Annotated in this window: 10 protein-coding genes, 1 tRNA gene and 2 pseudogenes; 11 read left to right on the top strand and 2 right to left on the bottom strand. The window is 42.5% G+C overall.

From position 1 onward, the window contains the following. From AC1DRQ_RS18640 to AC1DRQ_RS18630, 3 genes and pseudogenes are all read left to right on the top strand, one after another. Positions 1 to 253: pseudogene (locus AC1DRQ_RS18640) on the top strand (xylosidase); the annotation flags it as partial. A gap of 71 nt (positions 254 to 324) precedes the next feature. Beyond that, positions 325 to 828, top strand: a complete 504-nt coding sequence (locus AC1DRQ_RS18635; RefSeq protein WP_477426270.1) for a hypothetical protein — start codon at positions 325 to 327, stop codon at positions 826 to 828. Between the two features lie 47 nt (positions 829 to 875). Then, entirely contained in the window at positions 876 to 1,832 is a 957-nt protein-coding gene (locus AC1DRQ_RS18630) for an acetyl-CoA carboxylase carboxyltransferase subunit alpha (RefSeq protein WP_429400804.1), read from the top strand. 309 nt (positions 1,833 to 2,141) lie between these two features. Here the strand turns inward: AC1DRQ_RS18630 and AC1DRQ_RS18625 are convergent, their stop codons facing one another. Beyond that, complete coding sequence (locus tag AC1DRQ_RS18625; RefSeq protein WP_477426268.1) at positions 2,142 to 5,279, bottom strand: protein O-mannosyl-transferase family; 3,138 nt, start codon at positions 5,277 to 5,279, stop codon at positions 2,142 to 2,144. A 216-nt stretch (positions 5,280 to 5,495) separates the two neighbouring features. Here AC1DRQ_RS18625 and AC1DRQ_RS18620 point away from each other — a divergent pair. From AC1DRQ_RS18620 to AC1DRQ_RS18585, 8 genes and pseudogenes are all read left to right on the top strand, one after another. Next, positions 5,496 to 5,566: transfer RNA gene (locus AC1DRQ_RS18620), tRNA-Gln, on the top strand. Positions 5,567 to 5,727: 161 nt separating this feature from the next. Continuing rightward, on the top strand, positions 5,728 to 6,672 hold the full coding sequence (locus tag AC1DRQ_RS18615; protein WP_429400800.1) for a ribose-phosphate pyrophosphokinase: 945 nt from the start codon (positions 5,728 to 5,730) through the stop codon (positions 6,670 to 6,672). Between the two features lie 72 nt (positions 6,673 to 6,744). After that, the gene (locus AC1DRQ_RS18610; RefSeq protein WP_429400799.1) at positions 6,745 to 7,329 is read left to right on the top strand and encodes a 50S ribosomal protein L25/general stress protein Ctc; all 585 of its coding nucleotides are present in this window, start codon (positions 6,745 to 6,747) and stop codon (positions 7,327 to 7,329) included. A 141-nt stretch (positions 7,330 to 7,470) separates the two neighbouring features. After that, positions 7,471 to 8,031 carry an aminoacyl-tRNA hydrolase gene (gene pth, locus AC1DRQ_RS18605; protein WP_477426265.1) on the top strand — a complete coding sequence of 187 codons (561 nt, stop codon included), beginning with the start codon at positions 7,471 to 7,473 and terminating at the stop codon, positions 8,029 to 8,031. 109 nt (positions 8,032 to 8,140) lie between these two features. Next, positions 8,141 to 10,597, top strand: coding sequence for a TonB-dependent receptor (locus AC1DRQ_RS18600; protein ID WP_477426263.1), 2,457 nt, complete (start codon positions 8,141 to 8,143; stop codon positions 10,595 to 10,597). A 104-nt stretch (positions 10,598 to 10,701) separates the two neighbouring features. Beyond that, positions 10,702 to 11,417: pseudogene (locus AC1DRQ_RS18595) on the top strand (SDR family NAD(P)-dependent oxidoreductase). Positions 11,418 to 11,487: 70 nt separating this feature from the next. Further along, complete coding sequence (locus tag AC1DRQ_RS18590; RefSeq protein WP_477426261.1) at positions 11,488 to 11,838, top strand: Spx/MgsR family RNA polymerase-binding regulatory protein; 351 nt, start codon at positions 11,488 to 11,490, stop codon at positions 11,836 to 11,838. A 204-nt stretch (positions 11,839 to 12,042) separates the two neighbouring features. Then, the gene (locus tag AC1DRQ_RS18585) at positions 12,043 to 14,028 is read left to right on the top strand and encodes a M1 family metallopeptidase (protein ID WP_477426260.1); all 1,986 of its coding nucleotides are present in this window, start codon (positions 12,043 to 12,045) and stop codon (positions 14,026 to 14,028) included. Positions 14,029 to 14,249: 221 nt separating this feature from the next. On the opposite strand, the gene AC1DRQ_RS18580 is transcribed toward AC1DRQ_RS18585, so the two are convergent. Continuing rightward, entirely contained in the window at positions 14,250 to 15,986 is a 1,737-nt protein-coding gene (locus tag AC1DRQ_RS18580; protein ID WP_477426259.1) for a thiamine pyrophosphate-dependent enzyme, read from the bottom strand. Between the last annotated feature and the right edge of the window lie 89 nt (positions 15,987 to 16,075).

The raw sequence follows: 16,075 nt of genomic DNA, 5'->3' as shown, positions 1-16,075 counted from the left end.
GAGCTTGATTGTATTGCGTGGAGACAGTGAGCGGCGCAACTCCTGGCTTAAATGGAAGCCTATTGATAATGCTACCGGGTACACCATTTATATGGGTATAGCGCCCGATAAGCTGTACAATAATATTATGGTGTATGGAAAAAATGAATTTTATTTTAGCGGGATGGATAAGGATCTGCCATACTATTTTCAGATAGAAGCGTTTAATGAAAATGGAATTTCGCAGCGTACCAAAGTGGTAAAGGTGGAGTGAAAATTAAGTTTTCATTCCATTTACAATAGCTGATAGCTCAATAGTTAAAGTTTTTTTGTAAAATGCAACCTATGCTTAAATCAATACCCGTACTAATAGCCAGCTTATTTTTTTATTGTACAGTTAACGCGCAGCAGGCAGACAGCACGTTGAAAAGATCGACAGTAAAATCGCTGACAGATAAACAGTATAATGCTTTGCTAAAAGGAGAGGACCTTTACGGTATGCCAGTAGTAGCTGAGCTTAACCATTTCCCAATGCCGGATAAGGTTATTAAATATAAAAAAGAACTTGATCTTAGTCCGGCGCAAATCACAAAAATTGGGGCGATAGCTACAGAACTGCATCGCAAAAGGGTAGAGATGGGCACATTTATTATTACTAATGAGGAAACCCTTGATAAACTTTTTCGTAAACAGAGATTGAACAATGGTGATGTTATATTTTACGCCACCCGTTCTGGTTTATATTACGGAGAGCTCAGAAATGCCATTTTACAGGCTTGCTTAAGTACAGGTGATTTACTTGCACCACAGCAAATTAAGAAGCTTGAAACTTTACAAAATCGTAATTGATGATATACCGTTTGATTTATTTAATTTAGCAGCCCCAAATAAAGTGTATGAAGATAACTTTTGATTTTGAAAAGCCGTTGGCTGAGCTGATACAGCAGATTGAAAAGGTGAAGCAGGTTGAGGATAAAAACAAGCTTGACATGTCTGCAACTGTAGCAGAACTGGAAGCAAAACTGGAGGCTGCTAAAAAAGAAATATATTCCAATCTTACCGGCTGGCAAAAAGTACAGATCTCACGCCATCCCGAAAGACCATATACCCTGCAATATATAGAGTTAATGTGCGATGATTTTATTGAATTGCACGGCGACAGAACAGTTGGCGACGATAAAGCTATTATAGGCGGTTTCGGAACACTGAACGGTCAAACAGTAATGTTTATTGGTCACCAGAAAGGACGTAACACCAAAGAGCGCCAGTACCGTAATTTTGGTATGGCCAACCCTGAAGGATATCGCAAAGCACTAAGGCTGATGAGAATGGCCGAAAAATTCAACAAACCCGTAGTTACCCTGATTGACACTCCCGGAGCATTCCCAGGTTTGGAAGCTGAAGAACGCGGACAAGGTGAAGCTATAGCCCGTAACCTGCTTGAAATGTCAATACTTAAAGTTCCGGTAATCTGTGTGATCATTGGCGAAGGCGCATCTGGCGGAGCATTGGGTATAGGTATTGGTGATAGAGTATTGATGCTGGATAATTCCTGGTATTCCGTAATATCACCAGAAAACTGCTCAACTATCCTTTGGAAAACTTGGGAAAATAAAGAACGTGCTGCCGAAGTATTAAAACTTACTTCGACAGAAATGCTGAAGAACAAACTGATTGACGGTGTTATAAAAGAACCTCTTGGCGGCGCTCACCAAGATCCGGTAGCCATGGCTGCCATATTGAAAAAGCAACTGCTAAAAGATCTGAAAACACTTACCGAGCGCGATATCAATGAACTGGTTACCGAGCGTATTGATAAGTTCTGCAACATGGGTGTTGTTATTGAAGAATAATTTTACGCTGATTCACATAAAAAAGAGAGCTGTCTTAATAAAGGCGGCTCTTTTTTTGCTTGTCATTCTGAGGGGTAAGGCAAATATTTTTTTGATAAATAAGCCACATATAACATTCTCTCCACGCGTCATTGCGAGGCACGAAGCAATCTCTTTAGGACAAGTAACAAATATGTATAGCAGTTCTGTAAGTAGGGGATTGCCTCGTTCCTCGCAATGACGCGCGGGGAGAGCAGCAGGACTAAATAGAAAGGGAGTTGTTTAAAAAAACAACTCCCTTTCTATATTGCTGCAAGTTAATTCACATCCTTACTGCTTAGGCGCGGCTCCAAATTTGCCTTCGTAATTCTTTAATTGCGCGTTGAATTTAGTGTTTAGGCTGGTTTGTTTAAAATCTTTGGTAAAGCTTGCCAAACCACTCAGTATCGACATGGAGTATTGTATATCCCGGTTGTCGAGCTCGGTTTCACTGCGTTGCAAAAGGGCATAGTTATAATCGAGCAAATTAGTTACATAATCGTCAACCTGGTTTGCCAGTTTATTGGCCAGTGCAATATCGCCCAGGCGGTAAGCGCTTTCTGTCATGTAGTATTTACGCACCGCCACCTCGGTTGATGGTATGATGCCAGGCATAACGTCGTCATATTTTTTAAGAACGCCCTTTGCCTGATCAAGATGCCCTTCTTTCATCAGGTTATCAGCCAAACTGGAATAAAGCCGGGTAACTAAAGGATAAAACATCGTCATTGATTCATGATCAAGGTAACGGGCATTTTTCATATTGCCCCATTTAAACTTGGTCATTATGTTATGATACATTTCTGGTGTGTGGCTGGTTTCCAGCGGACTTGCAGCCGTATCGGGTTTAAATGGCAGCAAACGGTAAGCAAAACCCTCATTATATAAATATTTATCAAGGCCTATCATGTTCTCGTTTGGTACAGTTACCGAAAAGTAAATTGGCCGTTTCCAGTTATTGTGCGATAATATATCTATCATGGCCAAAACATCCTTGGTAACATACCGGCCATTAAATGTCCAGTCCATTTCAGGGGTTATTTTGGCTTTTTCGGCAGCCGACACTGTTCCTGTTTGCACCACTTCGTCGGGGTTAACAGTAAGTTTAAAGTTCTTGGTAGGCAGGTAATTGGCAACATCGCCATTGTTATACTCTACCATGGTTGCTTTATCATCTGAGGTAATAAAATCAAAAACCTCCTTTAATTCGGTTGTTCCGGCAACTTTTTGGTCGTTAAAGTAAATAACATCACGCACACCAGGCTTAAACTTATCATTCGGCATACTGATAGGCAATGGCTCCGATTGGTTCATTTTGTTTTTCATACCGCGTATGTACCAGTCGGTACCCAGCAGACTTAAGTTTACAATACGCACATCGGGGCGTACTTGTTCAACCTCCTGTATGTACCAAAGCGGGTAAGTGTCATTATCGCCATAGGTAAATAAAATAGCATTTGGCGCGCAGGAGTTGAGGTAGTTGTAAGCCATATCATGCGGGGTAAGCTTGGTTGAGCGGTCATGGTCATCCCACTCCTGGTTGGCCATTAATACGGGGGCCGCCAGCAAACAAACCACCGTAGCAATAATGGCGCTTATTTTGGGATTGAGCTTTTTACTTAAAAAATCGGCAATGGCCAGTACCCCAATACCTATCCATATAGCAAAGGCATAAAACGAACCTGCATAAGCGTAATCACGCTCACGCGGCTGCAAGGGGTCCTGATTTAAGTATAGTACAATGGCAATACCCGTAAAAAAGAACAATACACCAACAACCCCGGCATTCCGCTGATCGCGGATGAAGTGGAAGAACAGCCCGATCAAACCAATGATGAGCGGTAAATAAAATAAACGGTTATAACTTTTACTTTCGGTAACGGAGTAGGGTAACGGTTTGTTAAAGTTCCATCCGCTTATCCAGTTACCATCAATACCGCTGTTACTGGTTTGGCCATCAAGGTCATTAGTACGGCCAACAAAGTTCCATAAAAAATAGCGGGTGTACATTTGGTTAATTTGCCAGCTGGCAAAAAAGCCCAGGTTGGTGGCAAAGGTTGGCTGCTCGCTTTGGCCCAGTTTTGACCACGCCCGGTAAAATTCCGGGTGCCCGGCCTTATCACTAAACATACGCGGAAAGGGAGTGTTGCGGTCATAAACGGTAGTTAGCTTTTTACCGGCAATTTCATATTTGGTTTCGCCACGGCGATAAATGTTTGCACCCTCGGTTTGTGCCGTAGGCTGCGAATCAAAAAACTGACCGTACAACAATGGGGTATCCCCATACTGGTCGCGGTTCAGGTAGCCGTTCAGCGCGAAGGCATTTTCAGGATCGCTATTATTTAAATTAGGATTTGCTTTGGCCCTAACCACTATCATTACAAAGGAGCTATAGCCAAACAGGATGAACAGCAAACAAATTAAAAAGGTATTAAGGGCAAAACGTCGTTCGCGTATTTTAACTACGTACTCCAAAAAGGCCAGCACGGCCAAGCCAACAATAAACCCAACTATACCCGCACTGATGCCTAATACCAGTATAAAGCACACGGCTGATACTATAATGGCCGGTTGTGAAGGTTTAACTGTATAGTATATGCCCGAAACTATGGTGGCTAACAATAAAACAAAAAACATAACTGCCCCGCTGCCAAAGCCCATACCCAGGGTATTCACAAAAAGCAGATCAGAAAAAGCGGCGCCTTTTACGGTATATTGAATAACACCCCAAAGCACAAAGGCTACGGCTACAATACCGGCAAAAAATGCCCAGAAAGTGCCTTTTGTAGTAATGGTTTTTGCCTTGCGGAAATAAATTACCAGCGCTATGGCAGGTATTACCAGCAGGTTTAACAGGTGTATACCTATAGAAAGGCCCATTACATAGGCAATAAATACTATCCATTTATCGGCATGTTGCTCATCGGCATGGGCGTCCCACTTGAGTATGGCCCAAAACACAATAGCAGTGCACAAGGATGATTGTGCATAAACTTCAGACTCGACCGCCGAAAACCAAAAGGTATCAGACCAGGCATAAGCCAGGGCCCCCACCAGGCCGGCACCTATAATAAGAATCAGGTTTGCCTGATTAAGATCTTCGGCTTTTTTAATTAGTAATTTTTTTGCCAGGGCGGTAACTGTCCAAAACAGGAACATGATAGTTGCCCCGCTGGCCAGTGCCGAAGCCATATTGGCCCAATAAGCCACTTTGGTAACATCGCCCATTGACAGGAGTGTAAACACCTTACCTATGATGGTAAACAGGGGTGCGCCCGGTTGGTGTGCAACCTGCAAACGATAAATACAGGCAATAAACTCGCCGCAGTCCCAAAAACTTGAGGATTGCTCCAGGGTTAAAATATATGTTAGCGAGGCAATGATAAAGGCTATCCAGCCGAATATATTGTTGATCTTATTGTAGCTCATGTCTGAATTTTACGATAGAAAAAAGGCTTAATGCAGCCCGAAATTAATAAAAGTATTATGATGTTGAAACCAAAACCTTTGCATTAACACTTTTTAGCCCATATTTGGTCATAAAATGAGGCGAAAAATACTTTTTTCAAATTCTGTTTTGAGAGTTAAAAAATCGTCTTATATTTGCATTCCTTTTCGGGGAGTATAAAACAAACCAAAGGAGATTGCCTGATAGTATAATGGTAGTACGACGGTTTTTGGTACCGTTTGTCTAGGTTCGAATCCTGGTCGGGCAACAAGATTTCAATTTCGGATTTTGGATTTTCAATTTCGGATTTATCCGGCTTAAGATCGAAATCCGAAATTGTTTTTTTATACTATCTGTAATACGTGTAAAAAGGTTTAAATTGTAGGGTTAATAAATCCGAAATCGAAAACCCTAAATCCGAAATAAAAAATGCCCTTACAATTTAATCCGGTTAAATTATTTGCAGGATCAGGCTCAAAAGCGCTTGCTCAAAAAATTGCTGATTCTTATGGCCGCGAATTAGGTGATGTGGTGCTTTCACGTTTTAGTGATGGCGAGTTTCAGCCCCACTTTAATGAATCAGTAAGGGGATGCGATGTGTTCCTGGTACAATCAACCCACCAGCCTACTGATAACCTGATGGAATTACTGATGATGATTGATGCCGCCCGCCGCGCGTCAGCACATTATGTAAACGCGGTTATTCCTTATTTTGGATTGGCCCGTCAGGACAGGAAGGATAAACCACGTGTGGCTATAAGTGCAAAGCTGGTAGCCAATTTATTGGTTGCAGCAGGTATTAACCGTATCATGACCATGGATTTGCACGCCGCGCAGATACAGGGTTTTTTTGATATCCCGGTTGATCACCTTGATGCTTCTATCATTTTTGTGCCTTATATAAAAAGCCTGAATTTAGATAGTTTAACTATTGCTTCGCCGGATATGGGCGGTTCATACAGGGCACGCAGCTTTGCCAAGTTTTTTAATGCCGAAGTGGTAATATGCGATAAGCGCCGTAAACGCGCTAACGAAATTGAATCCATGACGCTTATTGGTGATGTTACCGATCAGGATATTGTACTGATTGATGATATATGCGATACAGCGGGTACACTGGCTAAAGCGGCAGGTTTAATTATGGAGCGTGGTGCACGCAGCGTACGTGCGGTTTGTACACATCCGGTATTATCGGGCAAGGCTTATGAAACTATTGAAAACTCGGCTTTAACCGAATTGATAGTTACCGATACTATACCGTTAAAATACGAAAGCCCTAAAATTAAGGTATTATCAACTGCCGAACTGTTTGCAAGGGCTATCAGTAATGTAAATGAACATGGCTCAATAAGTCAGCTGTTTAAGGTTGATTAAATAGAATAAAGAAAATCTTATGAAAACCAGTACTGGTTAGAGTGAGGCTTAACAAATAAATAAATATAAATAATGAAATCAATTGCTATTAGCGGTTCTCCAAGAGAGAACGTAGGGAAAAGAGACGCTAAAGAACTGCGTTATCAAGGCTTAGTGCCTGCAGTACTTTACGGTGGGCCAACACAAACCCACTTTGCAGTGTCCGCAGCTGATTTGAGAGCCGTAGTTTATACTCCGGTTGTTCATTTCATCGATCTTGATGTTGCCGGTGCTAAATCACAGGCTATTATTAAAGATATTCAGTTTCACCCTTTAACTGAACAAATTATCCACATTGACTTTTTGTTGCTTGACGAGAAAAAGCCAATCACTATCGAGATCCCTGTTAAATTAACCGGAACTTCTCCTGGTGTTAAAGTGGGTGGTAAATTAGTTCAAAAATTAAGGAAACTGCGCATCAAAGCATTACCAAAAGATCATTTGGATGCTATTGAAGTAAGCATCGAAAGCCTTGAGGTTGGTAAATCAGTAAAAGTTTCAGATTTGAAACTTGAAAAACTGATCATCACCAATGCTATTGAAGATACCATTGTATCGGTAACTACTTCACGTGCATTACGTCAGGCTGAGCAGGAAGCTGCTTCAGGTAAAAAGTAAACCCCCTAACCCCCTGAAGGGGGAATAAAAGGGTAATTAAAACAGCGATAGGTTTACCTATCGCTGTTTTTGTATAAAAACAATATCTTCGCATTCAATTTAAACAAATCAAAAAATTCCCCCTTCAGGGGGTTAGGGGGCATGAAATATCTAATAGTTGGTTTAGGAAATATAGGGCCCGAGTATGCCGATACCCGGCATAACATCGGTTTTATGATATTGGACGAATTAGCCAAACAGGAGGGGGCCAAATTTTATCACATGCGCCTGGCCTATTACAGCGAAGTATCGTTCAAGGGGCGTACACTGCACCTCATTAAGCCAACTACTTATATGAACTTAAGCGGTAAAGCAATGAATCATTGGATGCAGGAACTCAAGATCCCCCTTGAAAATGTATTGGTGCTTGTAGATGATATTGCACTGCCACTGGGTACCTTACGATTAAAGCCAAAGGGCAGTGCCGCCGGCCACAACGGGTTAAAACATCTTGAAGCAACCCTGGGCCATAATAACTATGCCCGCCTTCGTTTTGGTGTTGGCGACAATTTTCCAAAAGGCCGCCAGGTTGATTACGTGCTGAGCGGGTTTGATGATGATGAAAAACCAGAACTCCCTGCCCTGATAGATCGCTCTATTGAGATGATAAAGAGCTTTACTACCATTGGTACAGAACTCACTATGACGCGGTATAACAAGTAGTTATATGCTAAAATCACCTAAAACTAATTTTTTAGTTAAAAAGTGTTAAATATTTTTCGGCGCGTGCAACAGTTAGCTATCTTGTAGCGTCTTATGAGCCAAATACCTTATGAAACAACTGTTACTTATCCTGCTTTGCTGTTGTTTGTCGGCGTTAGCTACGGCACAAACACAAAACTCTCCAACTAATATAACGGTAAAGGGGGCTGTGATCGACTCTGCAGCAAACAAACCCTTAGGATATGTTACCGTTGCGCTTCAGGATTCAGCTACCCGCACCCCCGTAAAAAGTACCCTCGCTAAAGACGATGGCAGTTTTGAAATAAAGGCACCCGAAGGTAAAACCTATCAGCTGGTAATCGCTTTTATTGGTTATGTTACCAAGGTTTTACCTGTAAAGCCTACCGGAACCGAATTTAACGCAGGTAAAATTTTGCTTGCTGCTTCAAGTAAAGAATTAAAAGAAGTTACTATAACAGCCGTACGGCCGGTTATGAAACAGGAGGTGGACCGCCTTACTTATGATGTGCAGGCTGATCCGGAAAGCAAGGCAGTATCCGCGCTGGATATGATGCGTAAAGTTCCGCTTTTATCAGTTGATGGCGATGATAAGATAAGGCTGAAAGGCAGCGGGAACTATAAGATATTAATAAACGGAAAAGAATCGGCATTGATGGCCAAAAATCCGTCGGATGTGTTGAAAGCCATGCCCGCTACCAATATCGAAAAAATAGAGGTGATCACCACCCCGCCTGCAAAGTATGATGCCGAAGGCTTAACGGGTATCATCAATATCATTACCAAAAAAAATGCCGACCAGGGTTATAACGGTAGCATCAATATGCGTTATAATACGGTATGGGGGCCGGGTTACAACCTTAACGGTACCGTAAAACAGGGTAAGTTCGGTCTTTCGGGCTATGCAGGTTTTGGTTCTCAAAAAGAGGTAACCGCAGCAACATATAATAACCTCACGCAGTTAGCATCACAATCGGTATTAACACAAAACGGCACTAATACCTTTTCAGGTAAATATAAGTATGCCAATGCCGAGTTAAGTTATGAGATTGATACCCTGAACCTGCTTACCGGATCTTTTGAGATCTTTCAGGGTCATTTTGACCAGAATGGTGTGCAGCAATCAAACCTGGCTAATAGCATAGGGACAGTTGATCAGGCCTACCGTAATACCGTTACTAATAACAGCAAAGACAAAGGGGCAGATGCAGCGATCAATTACCAGCGGAGTTTCAAAAACCATAAAGACGAGTTACTAACCGTATCGTATAAATACAGTTATTCGCCAAGCGACCAATCTAACAGCAATTCATTTACCGAAAGGTTTAATTATGATGATGTTAACAATCCCGATTTTCGTCAGCGTAATAACGCCGGTAACAGGGAGCATACCTTTCAGCTTGATTATGTGTATCCGCTTAAAAAAATAAATATCGAGGCTGGCGCAAAAGCTATCCTGCGTAATAACTTCAGCGATTTCAGGCGTGAGGATCTTGATCCAACCACTAATGAGTTCGTGATAGATACCGGGCAAACCAGCACGTTTGATTATCATCAGGATGTTACCAGCTTTTATAACTCATACCAGTTAAAGTTAAGTAAATGGACAGCTAAAGCTGGCTTACGTATTGAACATACCAAAATCAGTGCCGATTTTATGGGCACCCCGCTTGATAGGGGGTATAACAACCTCATCCCTTCGGTATCCATACAGCGCAGCCTTAAAAGCAGCAGTATCAACCTGGGTTTTACGCAGCGTATACAACGCCCCGGTATTTACCAGCTAAACCCGTTTATTGACCGGTCGAACCCCAAGTTTATCTCTACCGGTAACCCTGATCTGCGCCCTGAACTGAACAATACTTTTGAGCTTACCTACAGCAATTTTAAAAAGGCCGCGATCACTGTTGGCGTAAGCTATGCATTCTCCAACAACTCTATTCAAAATGTAAGTCACCTGCAGGTTGATAATACATCGTTGGATACGGTAACATACACCACCTATCAAAACCTGGGCAGTAACCGCAACCTGGGGTTAAATATTAACACCAATTTTTCTATCACAAAAGCATTTACCATTAGTTTAAACGGACAAGTTTCACATGTTTGGTTAAAAGGGACTTACAATGGGCAGTTCTATAAAAATGACGGGTACATAGGCAATTCATTTGCCAGCCTCACCTATAAATTAGGTGATACTTACCGTTTAGGTCTTAACGCCGGGTTCTTTAGTGGCGATGTGAATTTGCAGGGTAGTTCGAGCAATTTTATTTATAATTCATATACGGTTGCAAAAGATCTTTTCAATAAAAAGTTCACTGTAACATTAGTGGCCAACAATCCTTATAGTAAATACAGGGCATTTAGCAACACTACCCGAACCCCTGATTTTACTCAAATCACGAGCAGGGAAAACCCCTACCGTCATTTTGCCATAAGGCTTAATTATAAATTTGGTAAGCTTAACGGCGATATTAAAAAGAACCAGCGCAGTATAAATAATGACGATACCAAAAACAGTGGTAAAAGCAGCGGTACAAATCAATAATAGTTGTATGTAATAGTTAACTATAGTAATTTTACTATGCCATAATGACCTGCCTTACAACAACTAATTGATCATTTGCTAAAATCTAAACCTGTTAATAAACCATGAAAAAAGCAATAGTTGTAGGCGCCACATCTGGCATAGGCAGACAACTTGCTCTTTTACTGGCCAATAACCAATATATGGTGGGCATTACCGGCAGGCGCGGGCAACTTTTAACCGAATTACAACATTTAAAGCCCGGTAACTTTATTGCATCAGTATTTGATGTAACCAGCATTGCTCAAATACCAATACAACTAAAAAAACTTTCCGATGAACTGGGGGGGCTCGACCTGCTGATCATGAGCTCCGGCACGGGTGAACTAAACCCATCACTCAACCCTGATATTGAACTGCAGACCGTGGCTATTAATGTAGCCGGTTTTACCGCTGTCGCTGATTGGCATTTACGTTTTTTGAACAACAGGGATCCGGACATTTTGCAGCTATAACTTCTGTGGCCGGTATCCGCGGTGGCAGGCATTCTCCTGCATACAATGCTTCAAAAGCTTACCAGGTTAATTATCTGCAAGGGTTAACACAAAAAGCGGCAAACCTGAAGATCCCGGTTTATATAACCGATGCCAGGCCAGGTTTTGTAGATACGCCCATGGCAAAGGGCGAAGGTTTGTTTTGGGTAGCGCCTGTTGAAAAGGCGGCCATGCAAATTTATACCGCCATTGAAAACAAATGTAAGGTAGTATATATTACCAGGCGCTGGCGATTAGTGGCTTATATCATTAGGTTGATGCCTGCTGTTTTTTATAACCGGCTATAACAGCCAATTATTTTATGAAAAACAGTTAAGAAGATTTACTTTCGGCTATTCATTAATAAATTACGGATAGATGAAAGTTTACGGAATTACCAATTGCAATACTGTTAAAAAAGCGCTCGATTGGTTAAAGGAAAATAAGGTTGATTACAATTTCCAGGATTTTAAAAAACTGGGTGTAAGTACCGAAAAACTACAGGAATGGGACAGCAAAGCCGGCTACGAAAAATTCATGAATAAGCAGGGGCTTACCTGGAAACAGCTTGACCCACAGGTAAAAGAAAGTGTAAAAACCAATGCCGATGCCCTTACTTTACTGCAGCAAAAAACCAGCATGATAAAAAGACCGGTAATTGAGGATGGCGATTTCCTGTTTTTTGGTTTTGACGAAAAGGTTTATGAAAACCACTTTTTGAATAAATAGCAGCCTGATTGGGTAATACCAACCGCCATAAACAAAGCCTGTAAATCCTGTATATCTACCTGATTTATAGGCTTTGTGTATAATTGACTCCTAATCTACAACACACTAAATCATTATTTAATATTAGCGTAACAATCGTTTTACCAGAACTTTCATGCGTGTTTTTTGTAGTATACTTGCTTTATACATACAAAAAATATTGAAATGAATTTAAAACTGATGGCCGGTTTCAGCATGGCCTTTATGTTGGCAGTTAGTGTAGGTGATGCGCAGCAAGCGGCTCCAACTAATGCGCCCGCTTCTGATTACAACTACCACGAAACTTTTGGGCCCTTGTTTTACACTAAAAATGGAACAGAGTATCGCGCTGCAAGTGGCGAACCGGGCCCTAAATACTGGCAAAACCGGGCCGATTATCAACTGGCCGCAAAACTAAATGATCAAACCAATGAAATTACTGGTTCTGAAGTATTAACATATACAAATAACAGTCCGCAAAACCTGGGTTTTTTATGGATGCAGCTTGACCAAAACCTTTTTAAGTTAGATTCAAGAGGAACAGCCATAGTGCCACCGTCAGGCAGCCGCAACTGGGGCCGTGGTGAAGCATTTGATGCAGGTTACAAAATAAAATCAGTAAAATACGCAAGCGCTAAAGGTGAGTTTGCCGAAGCTAAATTTATCATCAACGATACCCGTATGCAGGTTTTTTTACCCAAAGAGGTAACAGCCAATGGCGGGCAGGTTAAACTTAAAATTGAATATTCATTTATCCCGCCAAATTACGGATCAGACCGTATGGGTTACCTGAACACTAAAAATGGCAGAATTTACACCATTGCGCAATGGTACCCGCGTATGTGTGTGTACGATGATGTAATGGGCTGGAATACGCTGCCTTATACCGGGCCAGGTGAGTTTTACCTGGAATACGGCGATTTTGACCTGAGCATAACCGCGCCGGCCAATCACATTGTGGTAGCATCGGGCGAGTTGCAAAACCCGCAGGAAGTATATACCCCTGAACAGCAAAAACGCTGGGCCGAAGCCGAAAAAAGCGAAAAAACGGTAATGATCCGTACGGCATCAGAGGTTACTAATCCGGCATCGCGTCCGGCTGGTAAAACTGAGCTTACCTGGCACTTTAAAATAAAAAATGCGAGGGATGCTTCGTGGGCTTCATCGGCCGCATTTATTATTGATGCAGCTAAAATGGATCTGCCAAGCGGCAAAAAATCTATGGCTATATCGGCTTACCCGGTTGAGAGCGATGGCAATAGTGCCTGGGGCCGCTCAACCGAATATGTAAAAAAATCAATTGAATATAATTCGGCAAAATGGTTTGAGTTCCCTTACCCTGCCGCTACAGCTGTTGCTGGTGTAGTAGGCGGTATGGAATATCCAGGTATTGTTTTTTGCGGATTCAAAGCTAAAAATGCAAGCCTGTGGGGAGTGAATGACCACGAATTTGGGCACACCTGGTTCCCGATGATCGTAGGTTCAAACGAGCGTTTATATGGTTGGATGGACGAAGGCTTTAATACTTTTATTAACACGCTTTCAACCGCCGATTTTAATAACGGCGAGTATAAAAGTAAGCGTACTATAGATATGCACCGTTCTGGCGACTTTTTTACCAAGCCCGAACTGGAGCCAATAATGAGCCAGCCGAATAATTTAAAAGAAAGAAATACAGGAACTTTATTATATATAAAACCAAGTGCAGGCCTTGTTTTACTGCGCGAGCAGATATTAGGTCCCGAGCGTTTTGATTTTGCCTTTAAAACCTATATCAACAGATGGGCATTTAAACACCCAACCCCCGAGGATTTTTTCCGCACGATGGAAAATGCCGCAGGCGAAAGCTTACAGTGGTTTTGGAGAGGCTGGTTTGTGAACGACTGGCGCCTGGATGTTGCCGTTAGTGATGTTAAATATGTAGATAATATCGCATCAAAAGGGGCATTGATAACCCTGGATAATTTGGGTAAAATGGCTATGCCGGTTATATTGGAGATAAAAACCAAAAGTGGCAAAACCGAACGCGTTAAATTACCGGTAGAAATTTGGGAGCGCTATGCTTCATGGACATTTAAATACCCATCAACCGAAGAAATTGAATCGGTTACTTATGATCCTGACAATGTATTGCCTGATTATAACCCTGACAATAACGTTTGGAAAAAATAAATACAAAACCCGGTTAACGCCGGGTTTTTTTGTTGGAATCAAAAAAAACATCGTCATTGCGAGGTACGAAGCAAACTCTATGCTGTACAGAGCAAACAGAAAAGCTTAGAACTTGCATGATCGACCTGCCTTTGTAGAGATTGCTTCGTACCTCGCAATGACGCGTTTGGGTTTAATACTCATTCTACCGCAAGCCACAGGCTCGCGGCAGAATGAGAGCTTTACAACAAATCCTTCAAATGCTTGTAATTAGCCTTTACAGTATCCAGCACTTCGTTCATGTGGCCGTTAAGCATAAGCTTGGTCATGGATACGGCCATGCCTTTTACCTGTTCAAACTCAATTTTGGGCGGCATAGCCAGTGCATTGGGATCGGTGAATATGTTCACTAATGCAGGGCCGTCAAAAGCCAGTGCATCGGTAATGGCTTGCTTAACCTGATCTGGCCGGTTAGCGGTAATCCCTTTCATGCCCATAGCCTGTGCAACCAGTGCAAAATCAGGGTTGTACATATCGGTTTGCCAATCAGGCAGGCCCGCTACTTCCATTTCTAACTTTACCATTCCTAAGGAGCGGTTGTTGAAAACGATGACCTTAACCGGCAGCTTGTACTGTACAATGGTGGCCAGGTCGCCCAATAACATGGATAGGCCGCCATCGCCGCAAAGCGCTATCACCTGCTGACCGGGGCGGGCCAAAGCCGCGCCAATAGCCTGGGGCATGGCGTTGGCCATTGAGCCATGGTTAAATGAACCTATCATTTTACGTTTACCCGTGGCATTAATATAGCGCGAACCCCACACGCATGACATCCCCGTATCAACCGTAAATATGGCATCATTGCTCGCCTGCTTATCCAATATGCTGGCTACAAATTCAGGATGTATTTTATCCTTTTCGCCGCTGTCATCAACATAGGTTTGCATTTTATCTTTTACATCGGCATAAACTTTTAGCTGTGCTTGTAAAAAACTGTCGTCCTGTTTTTGGGCAATTAAAGGGAGCAGCGCCGTAAGTGTATCCTTTATAGTTCCGCACAAACCTACATCTACCTTAGCGCGGCGACCAATGCGCTCGGGTTTGGTATCTACCTGCACAATTTTGCAATCGGTAGGCATAAAAGGAGTATAAGGGAAATCGGTACCCAAAAGTATCAGCAGGTCGCTCTCGTGCATGCTATGGTAGGCCGATGGTAAACCTAATAGTCCGGTCATGCCCACCTCATTCGGGTTATCATATTGGATATCCATTTTAGCCCTGAAAGAGTAGGCCACAGTGGCGTGTAACCTTTGCGATAGCTCCACCACCGCATCATGCGCATCGGCAGCGCCTATGCCGCAAAAAATGGTTATTTTATGGTATTGGTCTATCAAGCCAGCCAGCTGTTGCAGATCAGCATCTGATGGCCTGATCACCGGTGCCGGGTTATAGTTTTGGGTTGAAGTATTGATTTCAACGGCGTCCATGCTGGTAACATCGCCGGGCAAACCAATTACGGCTACCCCTTTTTGGTGCAGGGCACTTTGAATGCCCGCCTGCAGCATACGTGGCAGCTGTTTTGGGGTGGTGGCTATTTGATTATAATAACTGCAATCATCAAACAATTTAATGGTATTGGTTTCCTGGAAATATTGAGAGCCAAATTCAAAACTTGCTATGGTAGATGCGATAGCAATAACCGGTGCACCTGAACGATGAGCATCATACAGGCCGTTTATTAAATGTACGTGGCCCGGGCCGCTGCTGCCTGCGCAACAGGCAAGGCCGTTAAGCTGTGCTTCGGCGCCGGCGGCATAAGCGCCAGCCTCTTCATGCCTTACATGTACCCATTGTATACTGCCTTCGCGCCTTACGGCATCATTTACTTCGTTAAGACTATCGCCGGTTACGGCGTATATTCTTTTTATGCCGGCATTCGCCAGCATCTCAACCAGTTGGTCTGCAACATTCTTTGCCATTTTATTTTGATTATATAAATCAAACTCTGTAAGGCGGTAAGAGTTTTTGAAATTGTAAATTGTTATATAAATATTACGTGTGTAAAGGC

The organism is Mucilaginibacter sp. P4_E8 (assembly GCF_056401495.1).
The sequence above is the reverse complement of the archived record's forward strand: the minus strand, read 5'-3'. Positions and strand labels throughout refer to the sequence as shown.

Bases quoted from the DNA above. Each gene is read 5' to 3' on its own strand.
- pth (WP_477426265.1), top strand. From the start codon at position 7,471: ATGAAATATCTAATAGTTGGTTTAGGAAATATAGGGCCCGAGTATGCC.
- AC1DRQ_RS18580 (WP_477426259.1), bottom strand. From the start codon at position 15,986: ATGGCAAAGAATGTTGCAGACCAACTGGTTGAGATGCTGGCGAATGCC.
- AC1DRQ_RS18590 (WP_477426261.1), top strand. From the start codon at position 11,488: ATGAAAGTTTACGGAATTACCAATTGCAATACTGTTAAAAAAGCGCTC.
- AC1DRQ_RS18610 (WP_429400799.1), top strand. From the start codon at position 6,745: ATGAAATCAATTGCTATTAGCGGTTCTCCAAGAGAGAACGTAGGGAAA.
- AC1DRQ_RS18615 (WP_429400800.1), top strand. From the start codon at position 5,728: ATGCCCTTACAATTTAATCCGGTTAAATTATTTGCAGGATCAGGCTCA.
- AC1DRQ_RS18635 (WP_477426270.1), top strand. From the start codon at position 325: ATGCTTAAATCAATACCCGTACTAATAGCCAGCTTATTTTTTTATTGT.
- AC1DRQ_RS18600 (WP_477426263.1), top strand. From the start codon at position 8,141: ATGAAACAACTGTTACTTATCCTGCTTTGCTGTTGTTTGTCGGCGTTA.
- AC1DRQ_RS18585 (WP_477426260.1), top strand. From the start codon at position 12,043: ATGAATTTAAAACTGATGGCCGGTTTCAGCATGGCCTTTATGTTGGCA.
- AC1DRQ_RS18630 (WP_429400804.1), top strand. From the start codon at position 876: ATGAAGATAACTTTTGATTTTGAAAAGCCGTTGGCTGAGCTGATACAG.
- AC1DRQ_RS18625 (WP_477426268.1), bottom strand. From the start codon at position 5,279: ATGAGCTACAATAAGATCAACAATATATTCGGCTGGATAGCCTTTATC.